At 71.5% G+C, this 19453-nt stretch carries 13 protein-coding genes; 6 read left to right on the top strand and 7 right to left on the bottom strand.

What is annotated here, in order from left to right; translation table 11 throughout:
* Positions 1 to 26 precede the first annotated feature (26 nt).
* From AB0E24_RS16410 to AB0E24_RS16400, 3 genes are all read left to right on the top strand, one after another.
* Entirely contained in the window at positions 27 to 269 is a 243-nt protein-coding gene (locus tag AB0E24_RS16410; RefSeq protein ID WP_069865781.1) for a hypothetical protein, read from the top strand.
* Positions 270 to 550: 281 nt separating this feature from the next.
* Positions 551 to 1525, top strand: a complete 975-nt coding sequence (locus AB0E24_RS16405; RefSeq protein ID WP_069865782.1) for an acyl-ACP desaturase — start codon at positions 551 to 553, stop codon at positions 1523 to 1525.
* A gap of 21 nt (positions 1526 to 1546) precedes the next feature.
* A complete protein-coding gene (locus tag AB0E24_RS16400) occupies positions 1547 to 3349 on the top strand; it encodes an SEL1-like repeat protein (protein ID WP_359377570.1) in 1803 nt (600 codons plus the stop codon).
* A gap of 228 nt (positions 3350 to 3577) precedes the next feature.
* Here the strand turns inward: AB0E24_RS16400 and pepN (AB0E24_RS16395) are convergent, their stop codons facing one another.
* Together pepN (AB0E24_RS16395) and AB0E24_RS16390 are read right to left on the bottom strand one after the other, a co-directional pair.
* Positions 3578 to 6148, bottom strand: a complete 2571-nt coding sequence (pepN, locus tag AB0E24_RS16395; RefSeq protein ID WP_102934662.1) for an aminopeptidase N — start codon at positions 6146 to 6148, stop codon at positions 3578 to 3580.
* 257 nt (positions 6149 to 6405) lie between these two features.
* Entirely contained in the window at positions 6406 to 7431 is a 1026-nt protein-coding gene (locus AB0E24_RS16390; protein WP_351382707.1) for an aspartate-semialdehyde dehydrogenase, read from the bottom strand.
* A gap of 316 nt (positions 7432 to 7747) precedes the next feature.
* Between AB0E24_RS16390 and AB0E24_RS16385 the strand changes: the two genes are divergently transcribed.
* On the top strand, positions 7748 to 9490 hold the full coding sequence (locus AB0E24_RS16385) for a TIGR03767 family metallophosphoesterase (RefSeq protein ID WP_232638246.1): 1743 nt from the start codon (positions 7748 to 7750) through the stop codon (positions 9488 to 9490).
* Positions 9491 to 9579: 89 nt separating this feature from the next.
* Here the strand turns inward: AB0E24_RS16385 and AB0E24_RS16380 are convergent, their stop codons facing one another.
* Together AB0E24_RS16380 and pepN (AB0E24_RS16375) are read right to left on the bottom strand one after the other, a co-directional pair.
* The gene (locus tag AB0E24_RS16380) at positions 9580 to 10602 is read right to left on the bottom strand and encodes a hypothetical protein (RefSeq protein WP_359377567.1); all 1023 of its coding nucleotides are present in this window, start codon (positions 10600 to 10602) and stop codon (positions 9580 to 9582) included.
* 408 nt (positions 10603 to 11010) lie between these two features.
* Complete coding sequence (gene pepN / locus AB0E24_RS16375; protein ID WP_359377565.1) at positions 11011 to 13656, bottom strand: aminopeptidase N; 2646 nt, start codon at positions 13654 to 13656, stop codon at positions 11011 to 11013.
* A 169-nt stretch (positions 13657 to 13825) separates the two neighbouring features.
* Here pepN (AB0E24_RS16375) and AB0E24_RS16370 point away from each other — a divergent pair, with 169 nt between their 5' ends.
* Positions 13826 to 14461 carry a mycothiol-dependent nitroreductase Rv2466c family protein gene (locus AB0E24_RS16370; protein WP_359377563.1) on the top strand — a complete coding sequence of 212 codons (636 nt, stop codon included), beginning with the start codon at positions 13826 to 13828 and terminating at the stop codon, positions 14459 to 14461.
* Positions 14462 to 14542: 81 nt separating this feature from the next.
* Here AB0E24_RS16370 and AB0E24_RS16365 read toward each other — a convergent pair whose 3' ends face one another.
* Positions 14543 to 15136: a biotin transporter BioY gene (locus AB0E24_RS16365; protein ID WP_069865798.1), complete on the bottom strand. Its 594-nt coding sequence runs from the start codon at positions 15134 to 15136 to the stop codon at positions 14543 to 14545.
* A gap of 255 nt (positions 15137 to 15391) precedes the next feature.
* On the opposite strand from AB0E24_RS16365, the gene AB0E24_RS16360 reads away from it, so the two are divergent.
* Complete coding sequence (locus tag AB0E24_RS16360; protein ID WP_093702090.1) at positions 15392 to 16819, top strand: amino acid permease; 1428 nt, start codon at positions 15392 to 15394, stop codon at positions 16817 to 16819.
* On the opposite strand, the gene AB0E24_RS16355 is transcribed toward AB0E24_RS16360, so the two are convergent.
* Both AB0E24_RS16355 and AB0E24_RS16350 read right to left on the bottom strand, forming a co-directional pair.
* A complete protein-coding gene (locus AB0E24_RS16355) occupies positions 16820 to 19015 on the bottom strand; it encodes a tetratricopeptide repeat protein (RefSeq protein ID WP_359377561.1) in 2196 nt (731 codons plus the stop codon). It abuts the gene before it with no gap.
* Between the two features lie 8 nt (positions 19016 to 19023).
* A complete protein-coding gene (locus AB0E24_RS16350) occupies positions 19024 to 19446 on the bottom strand; it encodes a hypothetical protein (protein ID WP_093702088.1) in 423 nt (140 codons plus the stop codon).
* Positions 19447 to 19453: the final 7 nt, after the last annotated feature.

The following is a 19453-nucleotide window of genomic DNA, read 5'->3' as shown; positions in this document are numbered from 1 at the left end:
CGGGGAGCATCGGATAACTTGAGTCCGTGAGCAACAAGGTCAAAAAGAACGCCGTGCGCGCCGGTGCAGTCAGCGCCGTGACGACGGCGCTGCTGCTGATGTCGTCCCCCGCGTTCGCGCTCATCCGCGACGACGGTGACGACCCGGGTCCGGGCCTGAGTGTCGCCGAGACATTGGGCCTCTATGTCGCCGCTCCGATCGTTCTCTTCCTGGTGATCGCGGGTCTGGTGATGGTGGGAAGCAAGAAGTCCCGCAACCAGACCGACTGACGCGATCGATCGACGAAGCGCGCGCACGCCGCTGCACGGCGCCCCGGCCGGATGGCCGGGGCGCTTTTGTCGTATGCGGGTTTGTCGTACGCGGGGCGGTCGTGTCCGGTCGCGCGCCACCCCCGGCCGCTTCGCCGCCCCGGATCACCAACTGTGACCGTGTCACGTCGAGTTCACCGAACGCCATCCACAGGCCCCGGGCCGTTTATTTTCGCTTTAACCTACGGTGGCGTAACCTACGGGGCCGTAGGTAAAGCGCCCCCGTCCCCTGGAGCCCCACCGTGACACTCGCCCCCGCCCACAGCCACGGTCAGGCCGTATGGAGCGACACCCAGCTCCTGTACGCACTCGAAGAGGTCGTCGAGACCGAGCTCAACCGGCACCTGAAGGTCGCCAAGGAGTGGATGCCGCACGAGTACGTCCCCTGGAGCGACGGCCGGAACTTCGACGGGGTCATGGGCGGTGAGGCGTGGGCGCCCGACCAGTCCAAGGTCAGCGACGTCGGCCGGATCGCGCTCGTGGTCAACCTCCTCACCGAGGACAACCTCCCCAGCTACCACCACGAGATCGCGACCCTCTTCGGCCGGGACGGCGCCTGGGGCACCTGGGTGCACCGCTGGACCGCGGAGGAGGGGCGCCACGGCATCGTGATGCGCGACTACCTGCTGACCAGCCGCGCCGTCGACCCGGTACAGCTCGAGCGGTTCCGCATGGCGCATATGTCCGAGGGGTTCGAGTCGGACAACCAGCACAGCATGCTGCACACTGTCGCGTACGTCGCCTTCCAGGAGCTGGCCACCCGGATCTCGCACCGCAACACCGGCCATCACTCCGGCGACCCGGTCTGCGACCGGATGCTGGCGCGCATCGCCACCGATGAGAACCTGCACATGATCTTCTACCGGAACCTGCTCGAGAAGGCGTTCGAGCTGGCCCCCGACCAGACCATGTGCGCCGTCCGCGACGTGGTGGTCAACTTCCGCATGCCGGGCCACGGCATGCCCGGTTTCGAGCGCGCCGCCGCCCAGATCGCCATCGGCGGCATATACAACCTGCGCATTCACCACGACGACGTCCTCCAGCCCGTGCTGCGCTTCCTGAAGGTGCTGAAGATCGGCGGGCTGGGCCCGGAAGGGCTCAAGGCACAGGAGGAACTGGGCCTCTACATGGGCGGGTTGGACGACCAGGCCACCAAGTTCGACGAGCGGCGCGAGGCGCTGCTGGCCCGGCGCAGGGCCCGTGCCGAACGATCGTGATCACTCTGGCACCATCGGGTGATGGTCGAACATTCATCGCAAGACGCGGCGGTGGATCCGGCAGCCGAGGAGGCCCGGCTGAGGGCCGCCGCGGCTGCCGGGAAACCGGAAGCGTACCGGGCCTACGCCGAACATCTGACCGGCCTGGGACGCCTGGACGAGGCCCTGCCGTGGTGGGCCAGGGCCGCCGACACCGGGGACGCGGACGCCTCGCGCACGCTCGCGATCTGTCATAAGGACCGCGGCGAGTTCGCCGAGTCCGAGCGGTGGTACCGCACGGCCGCCGACCGCGACGGCGGCTGTGCGTTCGGCCTGGCCCGGCTGCTCCACGAGGCCGGCGACTCGGCCGGTGCCGAGACCTGGTACGAGCACGGGGCCGCGCTCGGCAGCGTCGAATGCAAGACCAACGGCGCCGTGCTGCTGGCCGCCCGCGGCGAATGGGACACCGCCCTGGGGCGGCTGGCCGAGGCGTCCGCCGAGGGCGACGACGTGGCCGCCCACAGCCGCCGGGCCATCCAGGAGATGCTCGAGGACCTGGACGGCTGGCGCGCGGCCCTCGCCCGGGCCGAGGCCGAGGGCGACCCCGAGGAGGCGTACGAGGCGCTGCGCGATCTGCTCGACCCGGACCGCAAGGCGATGTTCGAGCGCTACCCCCGGATGGTCGCGGAGGCCGAGGCGCTGTACGCCGGGGCGGCCGCGGTCGGCAGCGCCAAGGCGCTGGTGGACCAGGCCCTCTTCATCGCCCGCGACGACAGCCGCTGGGACGAGGCCCGCGCCCTCGTCGAACGCGCCCATGAGCGGGGCTACGACGGCGCGGCGTACGTCCTCGGCGTCTGGGCCGAGGAGAACGGCGAACCCCGCACCGCCGAGCGGTGGTACCGCACGGCCGACGAGGCGGACGGCGGCCACATATGGGCCCGCTTCAACCTCGGTGTGCTGTGTGTGCGGCAGCGGCGGCTGGACGAGGCGGAGCGGTGGCTGGGGGCCGCGAGGGGCGACGGTGCCGATGGCGGCGACGGTGTCGATGGTGCCGACGGGGAGGATGGCCCGCACCCGTTCGACGAGGGCGAGGAGCGGATCCTCCAGGCGCTCCAGGACATCGCCGCGATCCGCGCCGACCCCGAGCGGATGCCGCCCGTCGAGTGGGCGGACCGCCTGGAGGGGCTGCGGGCCCGCGCGGACGAGGGCGGCCCGGACGCCTGGTTCGCTTACGCCGACGCGCTCGACCGGCTGTACCGGCTCCCGGAGGCCGCCGAGTGGTACCGCAAGGCGGGTACCCCGCGCGCCCTGCTCGCGCTCGGGCGGATGCTGTACGAGGGCGGCGGCGCCAAGGGGGTGCGGATGGTGCCGTACTACGAGCCCGCGGCGGCCGAGGGCGACGCCGGGGCCGCGTACGACATCGGCCGCATCCACGACGAGGCCGGGGACCGGCGCACCGCCCAGATCTGGTTCCGCCGGGCGGCCGACCTCGGGCACGGGCGCGCGGCGTGGTGGCTCGGCTGGACCTCGGAGGAACGCGGCGGCGATCCGCAGCACGCCGAACGCTGGTACGTGCGCGCCGCGCGCAGCGGACTGGTGCCACCGGCCTTTCTCGCCGGGCGGAGCATGGTCCGGCGCGGGGCGTGTGCGGAGGCGGAGCCGCTGCTGAGGGTGGCGTGCGAAGGGGAGCACCAGGAGGCGCCGTACTGGCTTGCGCAAGCCCTGCGGGGGCTTGGACGGGAGGAGGAGGCGGAGCGATGGCTGCGGATCGCGGCCGCGGCGTACCCCGACCTCCTGCACCAGTACGGCGACATGGCCCGCCCAGCCCTACGAGACCCTAGATAGCGGCAGTTTGTGGGCAATCGTTCCGCAGGGCGGAACGGGTGGGCACAAACCGGCCACCGGCCCGCACCCGGAAACGAAACCCCGACCCGGTGCGGGCTGAGGCATCGCCGTCGGGTGCGGCCCGGTGGGTGGGTTGTGCCCACCCGTTCCGCCCCGCGGAACGATTGCCCACAACGAGGTTTCGCGTCGCCGTGCGGGGCGTACGGCCTCGCACGGCGACGCACCCGGTCAGCCCGCGGCCGCGTCCGCGGCCTGCGCGCGCAGCGCGCGCTCGATGCCTGCCCGCGACTCCGTCACCAGGCGCCGCAAGGCCGCCGTCGGCTCGGACGCCGCGAGCCACGCGTCCGTCGCGTCCAGCGTCGCCCGCGAGACGTGCAGCGCCGGGTAGAGGCCCACCACGATCTGCTGCGCCATCTCATGGCTGCGGCTGTGCCAGATGTCCTTCGCCACCGCGAAGTACTTCTCCGTGTACGGCGCCAGCAGCTCCCGCTGATCGGTCTGGACGAAGCCGCCGATCACCGCTTCCTGTACCGCGTTCGGCAGGTTGTCGCTCTCCACGACCGACGCCCACGCCTCCGCCTTGGCCTGCGGGGTCGGCCGCGCGGCCCGCGCCGTCGCGGCGTGGCGCTCGCCCGCGGAGGTCTTGTCGCGCTCCAGCTCAGCCGCGATGGCCGCCTCGTCCGCCCGTCCGGTGGCGGCGAGCCGCTCCAGCAGCGCCCAGCGCAGCTCGGTGTCGATGGCGAGGCCCTCGATCGTTTCGGTGCCCTCGAGCAGCCCGGAGACCAGGTCCAGCTGAGCGTCGGTGCGGGCGGTCGCGATGAAGGCCCGCGCCCAGGCCAGCTGGTGGTCGCTGCCCGGAGCCGCCGCGCGCAGGTGGTCGAGGGTGGCCTCGGTCCACTTGGCCAGGCCGGTCTCGCGCCAGGCCGGCGCGGCGTACAGGTCCAGTGCCAGCTTCACCTGGCGGTGCAGCGACTGGACGACGCCGATGTCCGACTCCTTGGCGATGCCCGAGAGCACCAGGGCCAGGTAGTCGCGGGTGGCCAGTTCCCCGTCGCGGACCATGTCCCAGGCCGAGGCCCAGCTCAGCGCGCGCGGCAGCGACTCCTCGAAGTCGCCGAGGTGCTCGGTGACGACGGCCAGCGAGTCCGGGTCCAGCCGTACCTTCGCGTAGGTGAGGTCGTCGTCGTTGAGCAGGATCACCGCGGAGCGCTTGGTGCCGACCAGCTGGGGCACCTGGGTCAGCTCACCGTCCACGTCCAGTTCGATGCGCTCGGAGCGGATCAGCTTGCCCGTCGCGTTCAGGTCGTAGAGCCCGATGGCGATGCGGTGCGGCCGCAAGGTCGGCTCACCCGTGGCGCCCTGCGGAAGCGCCGGGGCCTCCTGCCGCACCGCGAAGGAGGTCACGGTGGAGCTCGCGTCCGTCTCGATCTCCGGCCGCAGCACGTTGATGCCCGCCGTCTCCAGCCACTGCTTGGACCAGGTCTTCAGATCGCGCCCGCTGGTCTCCTCCAGCGCGCCGAGCAGGTCCGACAGCCGGGTGTTCTGGTAGGCGTGGCGCTTGAAGTACGCCTGGACGCCGCTGAAGAACTCGTCCATCCCGACGTACGCGACCAGCTGCTTGAGCACCGAGGCGCCCTTGGCGTACGTGATCCCGTCGAAGTTGACCAGGACGTCGTCCAGGTCACGGATCTCGGCCATGATCGGGTGGGTGGACGGCAGCTGGTCCTGCCGGTAGGCCCACGTCTTCATGGAGTTGGCGAAGCTGGTCCAGGCGTGCGGCCACCTGCTGCCCGGCGCGTGGGCCTGGCAGGCGATCGAGGTGTAGGTGGCGAACGACTCGTTCAGCCACAGGTCGTTCCACCACTCCATGGTGACCAGGTCGCCGAACCACATATGGGCCAGCTCGTGGAGGATGGTCTCGGCCCGCGCCTCGTACGCCGCGTCGGTGACCTTGGAGCGGAAAACGTACTGGTCACGGATGGTCACCGCGCCCGCGTTCTCCATCGCGCCCGCGTTGAACTCCGGCACGAACAGCTGGTCGTACTTGGCGAACGGGTACGCGTAGTCGAACTTCTCCTCGAACCACGCGAAGCCCTGCCGCGTCACCTCGAAGATCGCGTCCGAGTCGAGGTACTCCGCGAGCGAGGGGCGGCAGTAGATGCCCAGCGGCACCGAGCGGCCGTCCTTCTCGTAGGAGCTGTGCACGCTGTGGTACGGCCCGACGATCAGCGCGGTGATGTACGTGGAGATGCGCGGGGTCGGCTCGAACCGCCAGACATTGTCCTTCGGCTCCGGCGTCGGCGAGTTCGAGATCACCGTCCAGCCCTCGGGCGCCGTCACGGTGAACTGGAGCGTGGCCTTCAGGTCGGGCTGCTCGAAGTTGGCGTACACCCGGCGGGCGTCCGGCACCTCGAACTGGGTGTAGAGGTACGCCTGCTGGTCGACCGGGTCGACAAAGCGATGCAGCCCCTCACCGGTGTTGGTGTAGGCGCAGTCCGCGACCACTCGCAGCTCATTGCGCCCGGCCAGCAGCCCCGGCAGGGCGATCCGCGAGTCCTTGAAGACCTCGTTCGGGCTGAGCGCGTCGCCGTTGAGCACCACCTCGTGCACCGTGGGCGCCACCAGGTCGATGAACGACTCCGCGCCCGACTCGGCGGCGTCGAAGCGCACCGTGGTGACAGAGCGGTAGGTACCGCCCTCCTGGGCGCCGCTCAGGTCCAGTTCGATCTCGTACGCGTCCACCGTGAGGAGGCGCGCCCGCTGCTGCGCTTCCTCCCTTGTGAGGTTGGTGCCAGGCACGTCGGCTTACTCCCGTTCGTCATGTGCGGTACGCCATGCGTCAGGCGGATGGCCATCCTCGCATGTCGGACGGTCGGCGCCGGTGGACCGGTTTGTCCACGGCGGAAAGCGCGGGGTGAACACGGCGACGGGGCTGACGGCGGTGGCGGGCGGCGCGGTACGCCGAAGGGGGGAGCACGCCGAAGGGGAGCACGCCGAAAGGGGGGAGCGGCCGGGTGGTCGCCTCCCCCTTCGGGCTTTCGGGCGATGCGCGGGCGTCAGCCCAGTTCGGCCGCCACCAGCTCGGCGATCTGCACCGCGTTCAGCGCCGCGCCCTTGCGCAGATTGTCGTTGGAGAGGAACAGCGCGAGACCGTGCTCGACCGTCTCGTCCACCCGGATCCGGCCCACATAGCTGGGGTCCTGGCCCGCCGCCTGGAGCGGGGTCGGGATCTCCGAAATCGCCACGCCCGGGGCCGCGGCCAGCAGCTCATAGGCGCGCTCCACGCTGATCGGGCGCTCGAAGCGGGCGTTCACCTGGAGCGAGTGGCCGGTGAAGACGGGGACCCGGACACAGGTGCCGGACACCTTCAGCTCCGGGATCTCCAGGATCTTGCGGCTCTCGTTGCGGAGCTTCTGCTCCTCGTCGGTCTCGAACCGGCCGTCGTCGACGATCTTCCCGGCCATCGGGAGCACATTGAACGCGATCGGGCGCGCGTACACCCCGGGCTCGGGGAAGTCCACGGCCGCGCCGTCGTGGGTGAGCTCGGCCGCGCGGTCGGCGGTCTTGCGGATCTGGCCGTCGAGCTCGGCCACGCCGGACAGCCCGGAGCCGGAGACGGCCTGGTAGGTGGTGGCCACCAGGGCGGTGAGCCCGGCCTCGGCGTGCAGCGGGCGCAGCACGGGCATGGCGGCCATGGTGGTGCAGTTCGGATTGGCGATGATGCCCTTGGGGCGGTCCACCGCGGCATGCGGGTTGACCTCGGCGACGATCAGCGGCACCTCGGCGTCCATCCGCCAGGCCGAGGAGTTGTCGATCACGACCGGGCCCTGTGCGGCGACCTTCCCGGCCAGCGCCTTGGAGGTGGCGCCGCCCGCGGAGAACAGGACGATGTCCAGACCCGAGTAGTCGGCCGTGGCGGCGTCCTCGACGGTGATCTCGGTGCCGCGCCACGGGAGCGTACGACCGGCCGAACGGGCGGAGGCGAACAGCCGCAGCTGCTCGGCCGGGAAGTCACGCTCGGCGAGCACCCTGCGCATCACTCCGCCGACCTGGCCGGTCGCGCCGACGATTCCGATCCTCATATCAGCCCTTTTCCTCGGTTGTGCCTGTTCGAGGCGCCTACCCTCCTGCCAAGTGTCTCAGGCGGCTTCGTTACCCGCCCGTGATTTTTCCCATGGCGGGGCCCGGTTCCCAGATCGGATGAACACCGAGTGAGCGGAAGAATTCCTGTTCACAAGGGCGCGATGACCGTTTGCTACCGCCAAGATCCACGTGTCGATATAGGCGATCGGCGTTGCCGTCTCGTTCACTCCCAGGCCATTCCCGATGCCAACGATCCGAGGTGAGGGCAGCCGTGCTGCCCGCCCGTTTCCGCGTGTCCACTCGGGGAGATCGCGCATGTCCCGCATACGGTCCGTACGGTCCGCCGCAGCTGCCGTCGCCACCCTCGACCGGCGCACCTTCCTCGCCGCTGCCGCCGCCACCGGTGCCACGGCCGGTCTGGGGCTCGCCTTCGGGCCCGGCAGCGGTTCGGCCGGCGCCTCGCAGCCCGCCACCGCGCACGCCGCGGGCCGCCGGGTGGTGCAGGCCCCGGCGGCGCCGTCGACGGCCGGTACGACGCTGGAGACGTTCTCGGCCGCACACGGTGCCACCGGCTACCGGCGGCTCGCCGACGGCCCTGCCTGGAGCCGTGAGGTGCGGAGCGAGATCACCGGCGCCAAGGGCGGCCGCGAGGACCGGCGCACCGCGCTCGCCTCGTTCGTCCAGCTCACGGATCTGCATCTGACCGATGTCCAGCACCCGATGCGCTACGAGTTCCTGCGCGCCGGGCGCCCCGGGGCGTGGCGGCCGCACGAGGCGCTGACCATCGCCGGCGTCGCCTCGCTCATCGAGCGGATCAACGGGCTGCGCGGCGGACCCGCCACCGGGGCGCCGCTGTCGTTCGTCATGACCACCGGCGACAACACCGACAACAACGCCAAGATCGAGCTGGACTGGTTCCTGACCGCCATGAACGGCGGCCGGATCACCCCCAACACCGGCGATCCGCGCCACTACGAGGGCGTCCAGAACAGTGGGCACAAGGCGTTCTGGCACCCCGAGCAGGCGCTGCGCGACGCCGACAAGAAGCTCGGCTTCCCGCGCGTCGACGGTTTCCTCGCCGCCGCGCTGCGCACCGTCAACAGCCCCGGGCTGCGACTGCCGTGGTACTCCACCATCGGCAACCACGACGATCTCGCGGGCGGGGTCTACTCCTTCGGGCGCGGCTACTACACGGATTTCGCCACCGGAAAGCGCAAGCTGGAGATCATCCCGGCCGCCGACGCCGAGCGGCTCTTCAAGGGGACACGCGTCGGGGACGACCCCAAGGGCGCGCAGATGAAGGCGCTGCTGGACGCGCACGCCAAGGACATGCGCACGGTCACCCCCGACGAGCGCCGCGCGCCCTTCACCCAGGACGAGTACCTGGCCGCGCATCTGGACCCGGCCGCCACCGGCCCCGGGCCGGTCGGCCACGGCTACACCAAGGCCAATCTCGAACAGGGCACCCTGTACTACTCGTTCCGGATCTCCGAGAACGTGATCGGCGTCAGCCTGGACACCACCGACCCCGGCGGCCACTACACCGGTTCGCTCGGCACCGCCCAACTGCGCTGGCTGGAGCGGACGCTGAAGGCCCACAAGGACGACTACGTGATCGTCTTCAGCCACCACTACAGCCGCAGTCTGGACAACATGAACCGCGACCCGGGCCGGCCGGGTGAGGCCCGCCACGGCGGGGACGAGGTCGTCGCCCTCTTCCAGCGCCACCCCAAGGTGCTGGCCTGGATCAACGGCCACAGCCACAAGAACGAGATCACCCCGCGCGGCACCTTCTGGGAGATCACCACCGCCTCGCATGTGGACTTCCCCCAGTTGGCCCGGGTGTTCGAGGTCGTGGACAACCACGACGGCACGATCTCCCTGTTCACCACGCTCATCGAATCGGCCGCGCCGCGCCGCACGGACTTCTCGGACCTGTCCCAGACCGGTCTCGCGGCCCTCTACCGCGAGCTGTCCTTCAACGCGCCCGGCGCCAGCCAGAAGCTGGCCGGTGACGCGACGGACCGCAACACCGAGCTGCTGCTGCGCAAGCCCTGACCCCTCCCGTTCCCCTCCCGCTGCCCTCCCAGTCCCCTCCCGCTCCCGCGAGGCCCCCTGGGGCGCGTTCCCGCGAAGCCCCAGGGGCGTCAGCGCGGCAGGACCACCACATAGGAGGCCGGGTCGCGGTCGGCCGCCGCGACCAGGGCGGTACGGACCACCGCTGCCTGCTCCTCGGGGGACTCCCGGAGCTTCTTCGGGGTCATGCGCACGACCGTGATGCCGAGCCGCTCCAGGTGCTCGCGCTTGCGGCCGAGGCCGCCGCGCCAGACCTCCTCGTCCTGGCGCGGCGCCCGGGCGTCGATCTCCACCGCCACCGCCTGCTCACGCCAGTAGGCGTCCACCCCGCCGAGGGCGGGCCCGCCGGGCAGCCGCAGCTCCACGTTCCACAGCGGCTCGGGCAGGTGGTGGCCGCGCACCATGTCGTAAAGCCGCCCCTCGGCGATCGCCCGGCCCTCGGCCAGCAGCGCGTCCACGGCGTCCACGACATGCGGGCGGGACAGCAGCCGGGCCGAGTTCAGCTCCGCGACGAGGGCCGCGGCCTCGCAGTGGCCGTGGCGTACGGACTCGGTGAGCAGTCTGCGGACCAGTACGGCGTCGGTGAGCCGGGCGACCGCGTCGGCGAGGGCGCGGGCCACCGGGGCGGTGGGCACCCCCGCGAGGTACTGGGGGCCGGGCAGGGGGCCGCCCCGGACGAAGCGGACGAAGCCGGTGGCGCGCAGCCGCCGGGTGCGCGGCACCAGGACGTCGATGTGGTCCAGGGAGGCCAGCGGGGGAGCGGAGGAGAAGTGGCGCAGGGCGAGCGCGGCCAGCCCGGTGATCATCGCCTCGCCGTACGGACCGCCGTCCGGCCGCGGACCGCCGGCCCCCTGGCCACGGCTCGCGGTGTACAGCAGCGCGGCCAGCAGCCGCTCCTCGCTGGTCGCCGGGCCGGGGTGGAGCAGATGGACACCCGGCAGAAGCTGCTGCCAGGGCCCGTCGGCCCGGCTGCGCTCCGCGGCGACGGACGCGGTCACACCGTGCTCACGCAGCTGACGTGTCGTCAGGACGCGGCGCTGGACATCGGAGAGGTGGTGGAGGGGGCGGGGGGACAGCGGCATGTTGTGGCTCATGCCACCGCCATTCCCGCCTCCGCTCCACCCGCTAACCGCTGTTACACAGTCGTCGACATAAGCGGACAATGCTGTACTAAAGTACGGCAGTTCGAATGCCGAAAGGGCTGCCCGGTGCCGGTGCGGAGCTTGTGCCCCGGGCTCCTGTTCCGGTGCGGCCGTATCGCGCGATACGGCCGCAGGACGTGGTGGGGCGGCCCGACCGCGTGGGGCGGGCGAAGCGGTGCGGCGCGGGGCCGCGGTGTTCGGCTGCGGCGCCGGTCGTGGCGTGGGCGGGCGCCGCACCGGCACCCGGCCGCGTGGCCCGGCCGTGCCCGCGCGACCCCCTGCGGCGCCCGCCCGGCGGTGAGCCGGGGGCGCCGCCGGGCGTCCGTTGGCCGCAGGGCTCCCTCGGGGCCGCCGGGTGCGTCAGGTGGTCGCCCTCGCGTCGCACTCCTGGCCGCGCAGGGCGCGGGCGAGGTCGTCGCGGGCCTCCAGGACCAGCCGGCGCAGTGCGGGCGCCGCGTCCGGGTGGCCGTCCAGCCAGGCGTCGGCCGCCTCCAGGGTGGGGGCGTCGCCTTGGACGGCCGGGAACAGCCCGCGCACGATCGACATCCCGATCTCGATCGACCGCTCCTGCCAGACGCGCTCGATCACCTCGAAGTAGCGCGATGCGTACGGCGCCAGCAGATCCCGCTGCCCCGGCTGGTCGAAACCGGAGATGGTGGCCTCCACCAGCGCGTTGGAGAGCCGGTCGGACTCCACCACCGCGTCCCACGCCTCGGCCTTGACCGCGGCGGAGGGCCGGGCGGCCAGGCACCGCACCTGGTGGCGCTTGCCGGAGGCGGTGTCGTCGCGGGCCAGCTCGGCGGCGATCAGCGCCTCGTCGGCCTCGCCGCTCGAGGCCAGCGCGGCCAGCAACGTCCAGCGCAGCTCCTGGTCCACATCCAGCCCGTCGATCCGGGCCGTGCCGTCCAGCAGCCCGCGCAGCAGCCGCAGCTCGGAGTCGGCGACGGCGACCTGGGCGAAGAACCGCGCCCAGGCCAGCTGGTGCCCACTGCCCGGCTCGGCCAGCCGCAGCTCGCTCAGCGCGCCCTCGGCCAGCCGGGCGGCCGCCTCCTCGCGCGCGTCCGGCGCCGAGTAGTGGTGCAGGGCGGACAGCGCCCACGCCTGGACCATCTGGAGCACCCCGATATCGCTCTCGGCCCCGGCGAACCGCCGCACCAGCTCCAGATAGTCGCGGGCGGGCAGCAGCGCGTCGCGGGTGAGGTTCCACAGCGCGGACCAGCTCAGCGCGCGGGCGAGCGGATCGGTCAGCTCACCCAGGTGCTCGCGCAGGGTGTCCAGCGACCCCTCGTCGAAGCGGATCTTGCAGTAGGTGAGGTCGTCGTCGTTGACCAGGATCAGATCGGGCCGGGCGACGCCGGTCAGCTCGGGGACGACCGTACGGGGGCCGTCGACGTCCACCTCGGCGCGGGCGTAGCGCACCAGCGCCCCGGCGCGCTCACCGATCGGGGCCTCCTTGCGGTACAGCCCCACGGCCACCCGGTGCGGCCGCAGCGTCCCACGCGGCGGAGCCGCATATTCGGAACCAGCGCTCCCGGCGGCCTCCTGGACCACCGCCAGCTCGGTGATGTGCCCCTCGGCGTCATAGGTGGCGTGCGGTGTGAGCACGTTGACCCCCGCGGTCTCCAGCCAGGCGCGCGACCAGGTGGCCATGTCCCGGCCCGAGGTCTCGCCGAGCACCGACAGCAGATCCGACAGCCGGGTGTTGCCGTACGCGTGCCGCTTGAAGTAGCGCCGCGCGCCCTCCAGGAAGGCGTCCTGCCCGACATAGGCCACCAGCTGCTTGAGCACGGACGCGCCCTTGGCGTAGGTGATCCCGTCGAAGTTGAGCTTGGCGTCCTCCAGGTCACGGATGTCGGCCGTGATCGGATGGGTGGAGGGCAGCTGGTCGGCGCGGTAGGCCCATGCCTTGCGGCGGTTGGCGAAGGTGATCCAGCCATCGGTGAAGCGGGTCGCCCCGACCAGGGAGAACGCCCCCATGAAGTCGGCGAACGACTCCTTGAGCCACAGGTCGTCCCACCACTCCATGGTCACCAGATCGCCGAACCACATATGCGCCATCTCGTGCAGGATGACGTTCGCCCGGCCCTCGTAGGACGCCTTCGTGACCTTGCCGCGGAAGATGAACTCCTCGCGGAAGGTCACACAGCCCGGGTTCTCCATCGCGCCGAGGTTGTACTCCGGCACGAACGCCTGGTCGTACTTGCCGAACGGGTACGGATAGTCGAAGTGGTCGTGGAAGAAGTCCAGGCCCTGCTTGGTGACGGTGAAGATGTCGTCCGCGTCGAAGTGCTTGGCCAGCCCCTTGCGGCACAGCGCGCCCAGCGGGATCTCCAGCTCCGAGCCGTCGGGCAGCGTGCGGCGGTAGTGGTCGCTCACATAGTGGTACGGACCGGCGACCACGGCCGTGATGTACGTCGAGATGGGCCGGGTCGTGACGAAGTGGCTGGTGGTGGCCCCGTCGCCGGCGCCGGACGGCTCCACCCGGTCCACGTCCCCGTTGCTCAGCACCGTCCAGCCCTCCGGGGCGGTCACCGAGAAGGTGAACGGGGCCTTGAGGTCGGGCTGTTCGAAGTTGGCGAAGACCCGGCGGCAGTCGGCCGGCTCGTACTGGGTGTAGAGGTAGACCTCGCCGTCCTCCGGGTCCACGAAGCGGTGCAGCCCCTCGCCGGTGCGGCTGAAGGCGCACTGCGCGTCCACCACCAGCTCGTTCTCGGCGGCGAGGCCGTCCAGCGCGATCCGCGAGCCGTCGAAGACCGCCGCCGGGTCCAGCTCCCGCCCGTTGAGCCGCACCGAGGTCACCGAGGGCGCCAGCAGATCGGCGAAGGTCGCCGCGCCCGGCTCGGCGCAGCGGAAGCGGATGGCCGTCGTGGAGCGGTAGGTGCGCGGTCCGGACCCGGTGTGCTCACCGACCGCGGACCGCAGATCGAGCGCCACCTCATACGCCTCGACGGCCAGCAGCTTCGCCCGCTCACGGGCCTCGTCACGGGTCAGGTTCTCACCGGGCACGAGCGACTCCCTCGGCACTGTCTCGCATCTCGGATATCGGACAGCGGGAATCATGTCACGGTGCACCGACAGGCGGAATCGGGGAATGGGCTCCGTCCCGCCCGCGTTGGTTGAAGTAGCCAACTCTCTATTCGTTTGCGATATCTATGTGCCCGCTCGAGGAGAAACCGTGACCGAGACTGCCAAGACCCCCGCTGATTTCTGGTTCGATCCGCTGTGTCCCTGGGCCTGGATGACCTCGCGCTGGATGCTCGAGGTGGAGAACGTGCGCCCGGTCGAGGTGCGTTGGCACGTCATGAGCCTCGCCGTGCTCAACGAGCCCAAGCTGGACGAGCTGCCCGAGGAGTACCGCGAGCTGCTGAAGACGGCCTGGGGCCCGGTGCGGGTCTGCATCGCCGCCGAGCAGAAGCACGGCAGCGAGGTCCTCGGCCCCCTCTACACCGCCCTCGGCACCCGCTTCCACAACCAGGGCCTGGAGAAGAGCCGCGAGACGATCGTGGCCGCCCTGGAGGAGGCCGGCCTCCCCGGCGACCTCGCCGACTACGCCGATTCCGACGCCTACGACACCGAGCTGCGCGCCTCCCACAAGGAGGGCATCGACCTGGTCGGCCAGGACGTGGGCACCCCTGTGATCGCCGTCCCCGGCTCGGACGGTGAGCAGATCGCCTTCTTCGGCCCGGTGGTCACCCCGGCCCCCAAGGGCGAGGAGGCCGCCAAGCTGTGGGACGGCACCCTGATGGTCGCCTCGATCCCCGGTTTCTACGAGATCAAGCGGACCCGCACGGTCGGCCCGATCTTCGACTGACGACCGCTCCCCACGGCCGCCGCTACGGCAGGGCCCCCGCGCGAGTCGACCGCGCGGGGCCCTTTTCCGTTCTCCGCCGGCTCAGCCCCGGCGGCCCACCAGCTTCCAGGCGGCCGGCAGCGCGCCCATCGCCAGCGCGGCCTTCAGCGCGTCGCCGATCAGGAACGGGGTGAGCCCGGCCGCGATCGCCTCGCCGAGGGAGATGTGGGTGGCCAGCGCGAGGTAGGGGACGCCCACGGCGTAGGTGACCGCGGAGCCGACCGCCATGGTGCCCGCGGTGCGCAGCACCCCTCGGTCGCCGCCGCGCCGGGCCAGCGCGCCCACCACGGTCGCCGCCAGCATCATGCCCAGCACATAGCCGAACGACGGCATGGCGGCACCGGAGGAGCCCTCGGCGAACCACGGCATGCCCGCCATGCCGACCAGGGTGTACAGCGCCAGCGACAGGAAGCCGCGCCGGGCGCCCAGCGAGGTGCCCACCAGCAGCGCGGCGAACGTCTGGCCGGTCACCGGCACCGGCGAGCCGGGGACGGGCACCGAGATCTGGGCGGCCAGGCCGGTGAGCACGGCGCCCCCGATGACCAGCGCGGTGTCCCGGGCCAGGACGCGCCGGGCGGGGAAGACCGCGTCCGCGAGGACCGTACCGGGCGAGGCGGCGGCAGAAACAGTGCTCATCAGCGAAGCTCCCAGGTCAGAGGGTGATACCGCGACGCTAACCCGGCGCGGGGGCCCCGGACACCGTCGGATGGCCACAAAGGCGGACGCATCGGGTTGGCGGCTTCCGGCAGACATTCCCGATACGGAGCGTGACATCGGCGTCCGATATCCAGAAAAGATCGTCCGCGATGTTGTCCCGCCAGGGCGCGCCCTTCACACTGGGGACGTTTTGCATCCGCCACCCCCGGCCCTCGTAAGGGACAGAGAAGAAGAATGAACCGGACATCCGCGTCCTCCGCGCCATCCGGCGCCGTCGAGGAGACGGGGGCGGGCGAGACCGCCGCGTCGTCGCTTTCCCACGGCCTCAAGCAGCGCCATCTGTCGATGATCGCTCTCGGAGGTGTGATCGGCGCGGGGCTGTTCGTCGGCTCCGGCGCCGGAATCGCCGCCGCCGGTCCGTCGATCGTGGTCGCCTATGTGCTGTCCGGGCTGCTGGTGCTGCTCGTAATGCGGATGCTCGGCGAGATGTCGGCGGCCAACCCGGCCTCCGGCTCGTTCTCCGTCCACGCCGAGCGGGCGATCGGGCCCTGGGCCGGGTTCACGGCGGGCTGGATGTTCTGGATCACGCTGTGCGTGGCCCTCGCCGCCGAGGCGATCGGCGCGGCCGGGATCATGGTCCAGTGGTTTCCGGGCACCGAATCCTGGATGTGGGTCGCCCTCTTCATGGCGGTCTTCTGCGGAACGAACCTGGCTGCGGTCAGCAACTTCGGCGAGTTCGAGTTCTGGTTCGCCGCGCTGAAGATCGCCGCGATCACCATCTTCCTCGTCCTGGGCGTGCTCGCGATCCTCGGCGTCCTGCCGGGCACCGACGCCCCCGGCGGCTCCCATCTCAGCGGTGACGGCGGCTTCCTGCCCAACGGTGTGAACGGCCTGGTCGTCGGCCTGCTGGCGTCCGTCTTCGCCTACGGCGGCCTGGAGACGGTCACGATCGCGGCGGCCGAGTCCGAGAACCCGGTCAAGAGCGTCGCGGTCGCGGTGCGCACCGTGATGTGGCGCATCGCCCTCTTCTACGTCGGCTCGATGCTCATCGTGGTCACGCTCATCCCGTGGAACGACAAGGCCGTGGTCGAGCAGGGCCCGTACGTGGCCGTGCTCAACTACCTCGACATCCCCGCGGCCGGCGACATCATGAACGTGATCGTGCTGATCGCGCTGCTCTCCGCGATGAACGCCAACATCTACGGCGCCTCCCGCATGTCCTACTCCTTGGTCACCCGCGGAGAAGGCCCCGCCTTCCTGGGCCGGGTCACCGGCGGTGTGCCCCGCCTCACCGTGCTCGCCTCCTCCTTCTTCGGCTTCGTCGCGGTGCTGCTCAGCTACTGGTGGCCGGACACCATCTTCAAATGGCTGCTCAACATGGTCGGCGCCGCGGTGCTGGTGGTCTGGAGCTTCATCGCCGTCGCCCAGCTGCGGATGCGCACCCGCTTGCAGCGCGAGGCCCCGGAGAAGCTCGTGGTGAAGATGTGGCTCTTCCCCTACCTGACCTGGGTCGCGCTGGCCGGCACGGCCGGTGTGCTGGTCCTGATGCTCCGCGAGAGCGACACCCGCAGCCAGCTGTACGCCACGGCCGCGCTGGCGATCGCGCTCGCGATCACCGGAGCCGTACGGCAGCGGATGGCGGTGGCCCGCCAGGAGGGGTGATCAGGGCTGGGTTTCGGCTTCGGCTTGCCAGGCGGCGAGCCACTCGCGGTTCTCCGCGATGAACGGGTGCTCGGGTCCGAGCGCCCGTTCACGTCGTTCGATGAGCTCCTTGAGCGCCGCGATGGCCTCGTCGTACTTGCCCAGCCCGTGCGCGACCCTGGCAGTGAGGCTGAGTGCGGCGAGGGCCAGGGGGTGATCCTGTCCCTGGACGCGGGCTTGGTCGGCCAGTGCGCGGCGAGCCACCGGTTCGGCTTCCGCATAGCGACCGAGCGCTCGCAGCGCGTCGCCGTAGTTGTGGCGAACCATGAGAGCCGAAAGGTGGTCGGGGGGCAGGAAGCGCTCGCAGTCCTCGAGGAGACGGGCTGCCTCCTCGTCGAACTGCTCCCGCTTATCGAGCGCGGACAGCGTCAGAACCAGTAGGGACCGGCTGAGGAAGGTCTCCAACGCATCCGCGCCCAGTACCCGGCGCTGGGTGACGGCTGCTTGGCGGAGCAACTGCTCAGCCTCTTCCGAGCGGTCCAGCAACCTCACTGCCATCGCCAGGCCCGTACAACTCCACAGCGTTTCGGGGTGATCCTCGCCGAGCACGCGCCTGCGTACGGTCCAGATCCGACGATGCAGCGCTTCGGCATCCGTGCGCCGCGCCAGGGAGAGCAACGCCCGCGCCTCGGCGTCGTGCGCGGACAACGTGACGGAGTGTTCTCCACTCAAAGTCCGCTCGGCGGCGTCCGCGGCGTATCGAGCATGCCGTAAAGCGCCCGCGAAGTTTCCCGCGTGCTGCATCTGCCGTGCGACGCGGACCATCAATGCGGCCGACCGTTCCCCCGGAGCGGCCCGCAGCAGACGGGTGACGTGGGGGGCCAGCAGCTCCCACCCGGTGTACGTCTCCGCCGGTACGGCTTCGTCCGGCGGCAACGCCGCCTCCAGCAACCGGCCCGCCGCCTCGGCCAGCACCCCACGCTGCACCTCCGGCACCCCCGCGGCGACGCTGTCCAGCAGCACCCCATGAGCCTGTACGCACCGGCGGCCGTCCGCCTCGACCATGCCGATCAGCGAGTGGTCGAGCAGCCCGCGCAGCGCGGGCTCGACCCGGTCCGCCGCGAGCGGCGGGTCGAGATGGCCGAAATCCACCTCGCCCCGTGCCACCGGCATCAGCAGCGACAGCGGCACCGGGTCCGCCGCCCAGCAGGACAGCAGCCGCAGCAGCGCCGTGGCCTCCGGCAGCCCCTGCCCGGCGAGGGCGTCCAGGGACAACTGCCAGGTGCGGCCGACGAGATGGCGGGACTGGCCGCTGCCGGTGCCCGCCGCGCCCTGGTCGACCAGGGCCGTTGAATCCTCGCTCAGTTTCCGGTCGTACTCGTCCATGGACCACGACTCCAGAAGTTGATGCGACAGATGCGAACCCGCCAGGGTGAGGGCCAGCGGCAGACACCCCAGCCGTCGCGCCACTTTCTGCGCCGACTCCACGGTGCCCGCGTCCGGGGCCAGATCGCACAGGACCTGCGCCGCGTCGGCCTCCGGTAGCACCCCCACCGGGTGCCGGGCCGACCCGATGCCTCGCCACAGCGGCGAGGTCGCGTGCCGGGTGGTCACCAGGACCGTGCCGAGCGGGCTGGTGCGCAGCCAGCCGCCCTCCTCCAGGACCGTCGGGTCGTCGGCGTTGTCCAGGACCAGCAGCCAGCGCTGGGCGGAGTGGTCCAGGTAGTGCCAGACAAGATCGGCCGCGGCGCGCTGACCGCTGGCCGCGGCGGCCAGCTCCCCGGTGGTCGCGCCGCGGTCGCCCGCCACGGCGAGCATCCCCGCGCGCAGGGAGATCCGCTCCGAGGCGTTCACCCAGAGCCCGACGCGCTCGTGGTCCCTTACCGCCTCCGTGAAGAGCGCGTGTGCCACGGCCGTCTTACCGCAGCCGCCCAGGCCGTGCAGGACGTGCACGTCGCCACCGGGGCCGGTGACGGCCGCTCGCAGCCGCTCCATGAGGTCGGCGCGGTCCCGCAGGATGCCCGGTGCCCGGCCGACGAGCGGCACCCTTACGGAGTCGGGGACCGCCGCGCCCTGGGGCGGCCGGGGGCCGACCGGTTGCGGGGCGAGGAGGGACCCCGTTCCGGCCCCGTAGTGGTGGTGATGTTCCTCGATGTGCTGGTCGCCGCTGGTCTGGAAGACCCGGCCCTGGCCGGAAGCGCGGCCGTCGATCGGCATGGGGCCGCTCACCGCTCGGTGATGTGCTGGTCGCGGCCGGCCTGGTAGACCCGGCCGCTGCCGGACGCCTCGGCCGTCATATGGATCTCGCCGACGGCGGGTCGCTCATCGGACAGCCGGGGGTTCAACTCGTCCAGGATGCGGCGCAGTTCGTCCGCGACCTCCGGCTGGGCCACCAGCAGTCGGCGCACCCGGCCCTGCCATTCGGCGGCCAGCTCCGCCTCGGACTCCGCGTCGCCCGTCTCGCGCGCGAGCAGCAGATCGGCGCGGCTCGCCTCGAACTCCTCGCCGATGCCGTCGGCTCTGGCGGGCTGGAACCGCTGCCAGAGCGAGACCAGGCCGTCCCTGGCCGACTCCCAGGCGGTGGTGGCCATCAACGTGACCATGGTGGTGCCCGCCGTCCTGGCGAGATCGGCGATCTGCGGATCCATGCCCTCC

The organism is Streptomyces malaysiensis subsp. malaysiensis, assembly GCF_040653035.1.
In the GTDB taxonomy this organism is placed as follows: Bacteria; Actinomycetota; Actinomycetes; order Streptomycetales; family Streptomycetaceae; genus Streptomyces; species Streptomyces malaysiensis.
The sequence above is the reverse complement of the archived record's forward strand: the minus strand, read 5'-3'. Positions and strand labels throughout refer to the sequence as shown.

Excerpts from the sequence above, each read along its gene's own strand:
- AB0E24_RS16400 (WP_359377570.1), top strand. The coding sequence starts at position 1,547 with ATGGTCGAACATTCATCGCAAGACGCGGCGGTGGATCCGGCAGCCGAG.
- AB0E24_RS16390 (WP_351382707.1), bottom strand. The coding sequence starts at position 7,431 with ATGAGGATCGGAATCGTCGGCGCGACCGGCCAGGTCGGCGGAGTGATG.
- AB0E24_RS16385 (WP_232638246.1), top strand. The coding sequence starts at position 7,748 with ATGTCCCGCATACGGTCCGTACGGTCCGCCGCAGCTGCCGTCGCCACC.
- AB0E24_RS16380 (WP_359377567.1), bottom strand. The coding sequence starts at position 10,602 with ATGAGCCACAACATGCCGCTGTCCCCCCGCCCCCTCCACCACCTCTCC.
- AB0E24_RS16365 (WP_069865798.1), bottom strand. The coding sequence starts at position 15,136 with ATGAGCACTGTTTCTGCCGCCGCCTCGCCCGGTACGGTCCTCGCGGAC.
- AB0E24_RS16360 (WP_093702090.1), top strand. The coding sequence starts at position 15,392 with ATGAACCGGACATCCGCGTCCTCCGCGCCATCCGGCGCCGTCGAGGAG.
- AB0E24_RS16355 (WP_359377561.1), bottom strand. The coding sequence starts at position 19,015 with ATGCCGATCGACGGCCGCGCTTCCGGCCAGGGCCGGGTCTTCCAGACC.
- AB0E24_RS16350 (WP_093702088.1), bottom strand. The coding sequence starts at position 19,446 with ATGGATCCGCAGATCGCCGATCTCGCCAGGACGGCGGGCACCACCATG.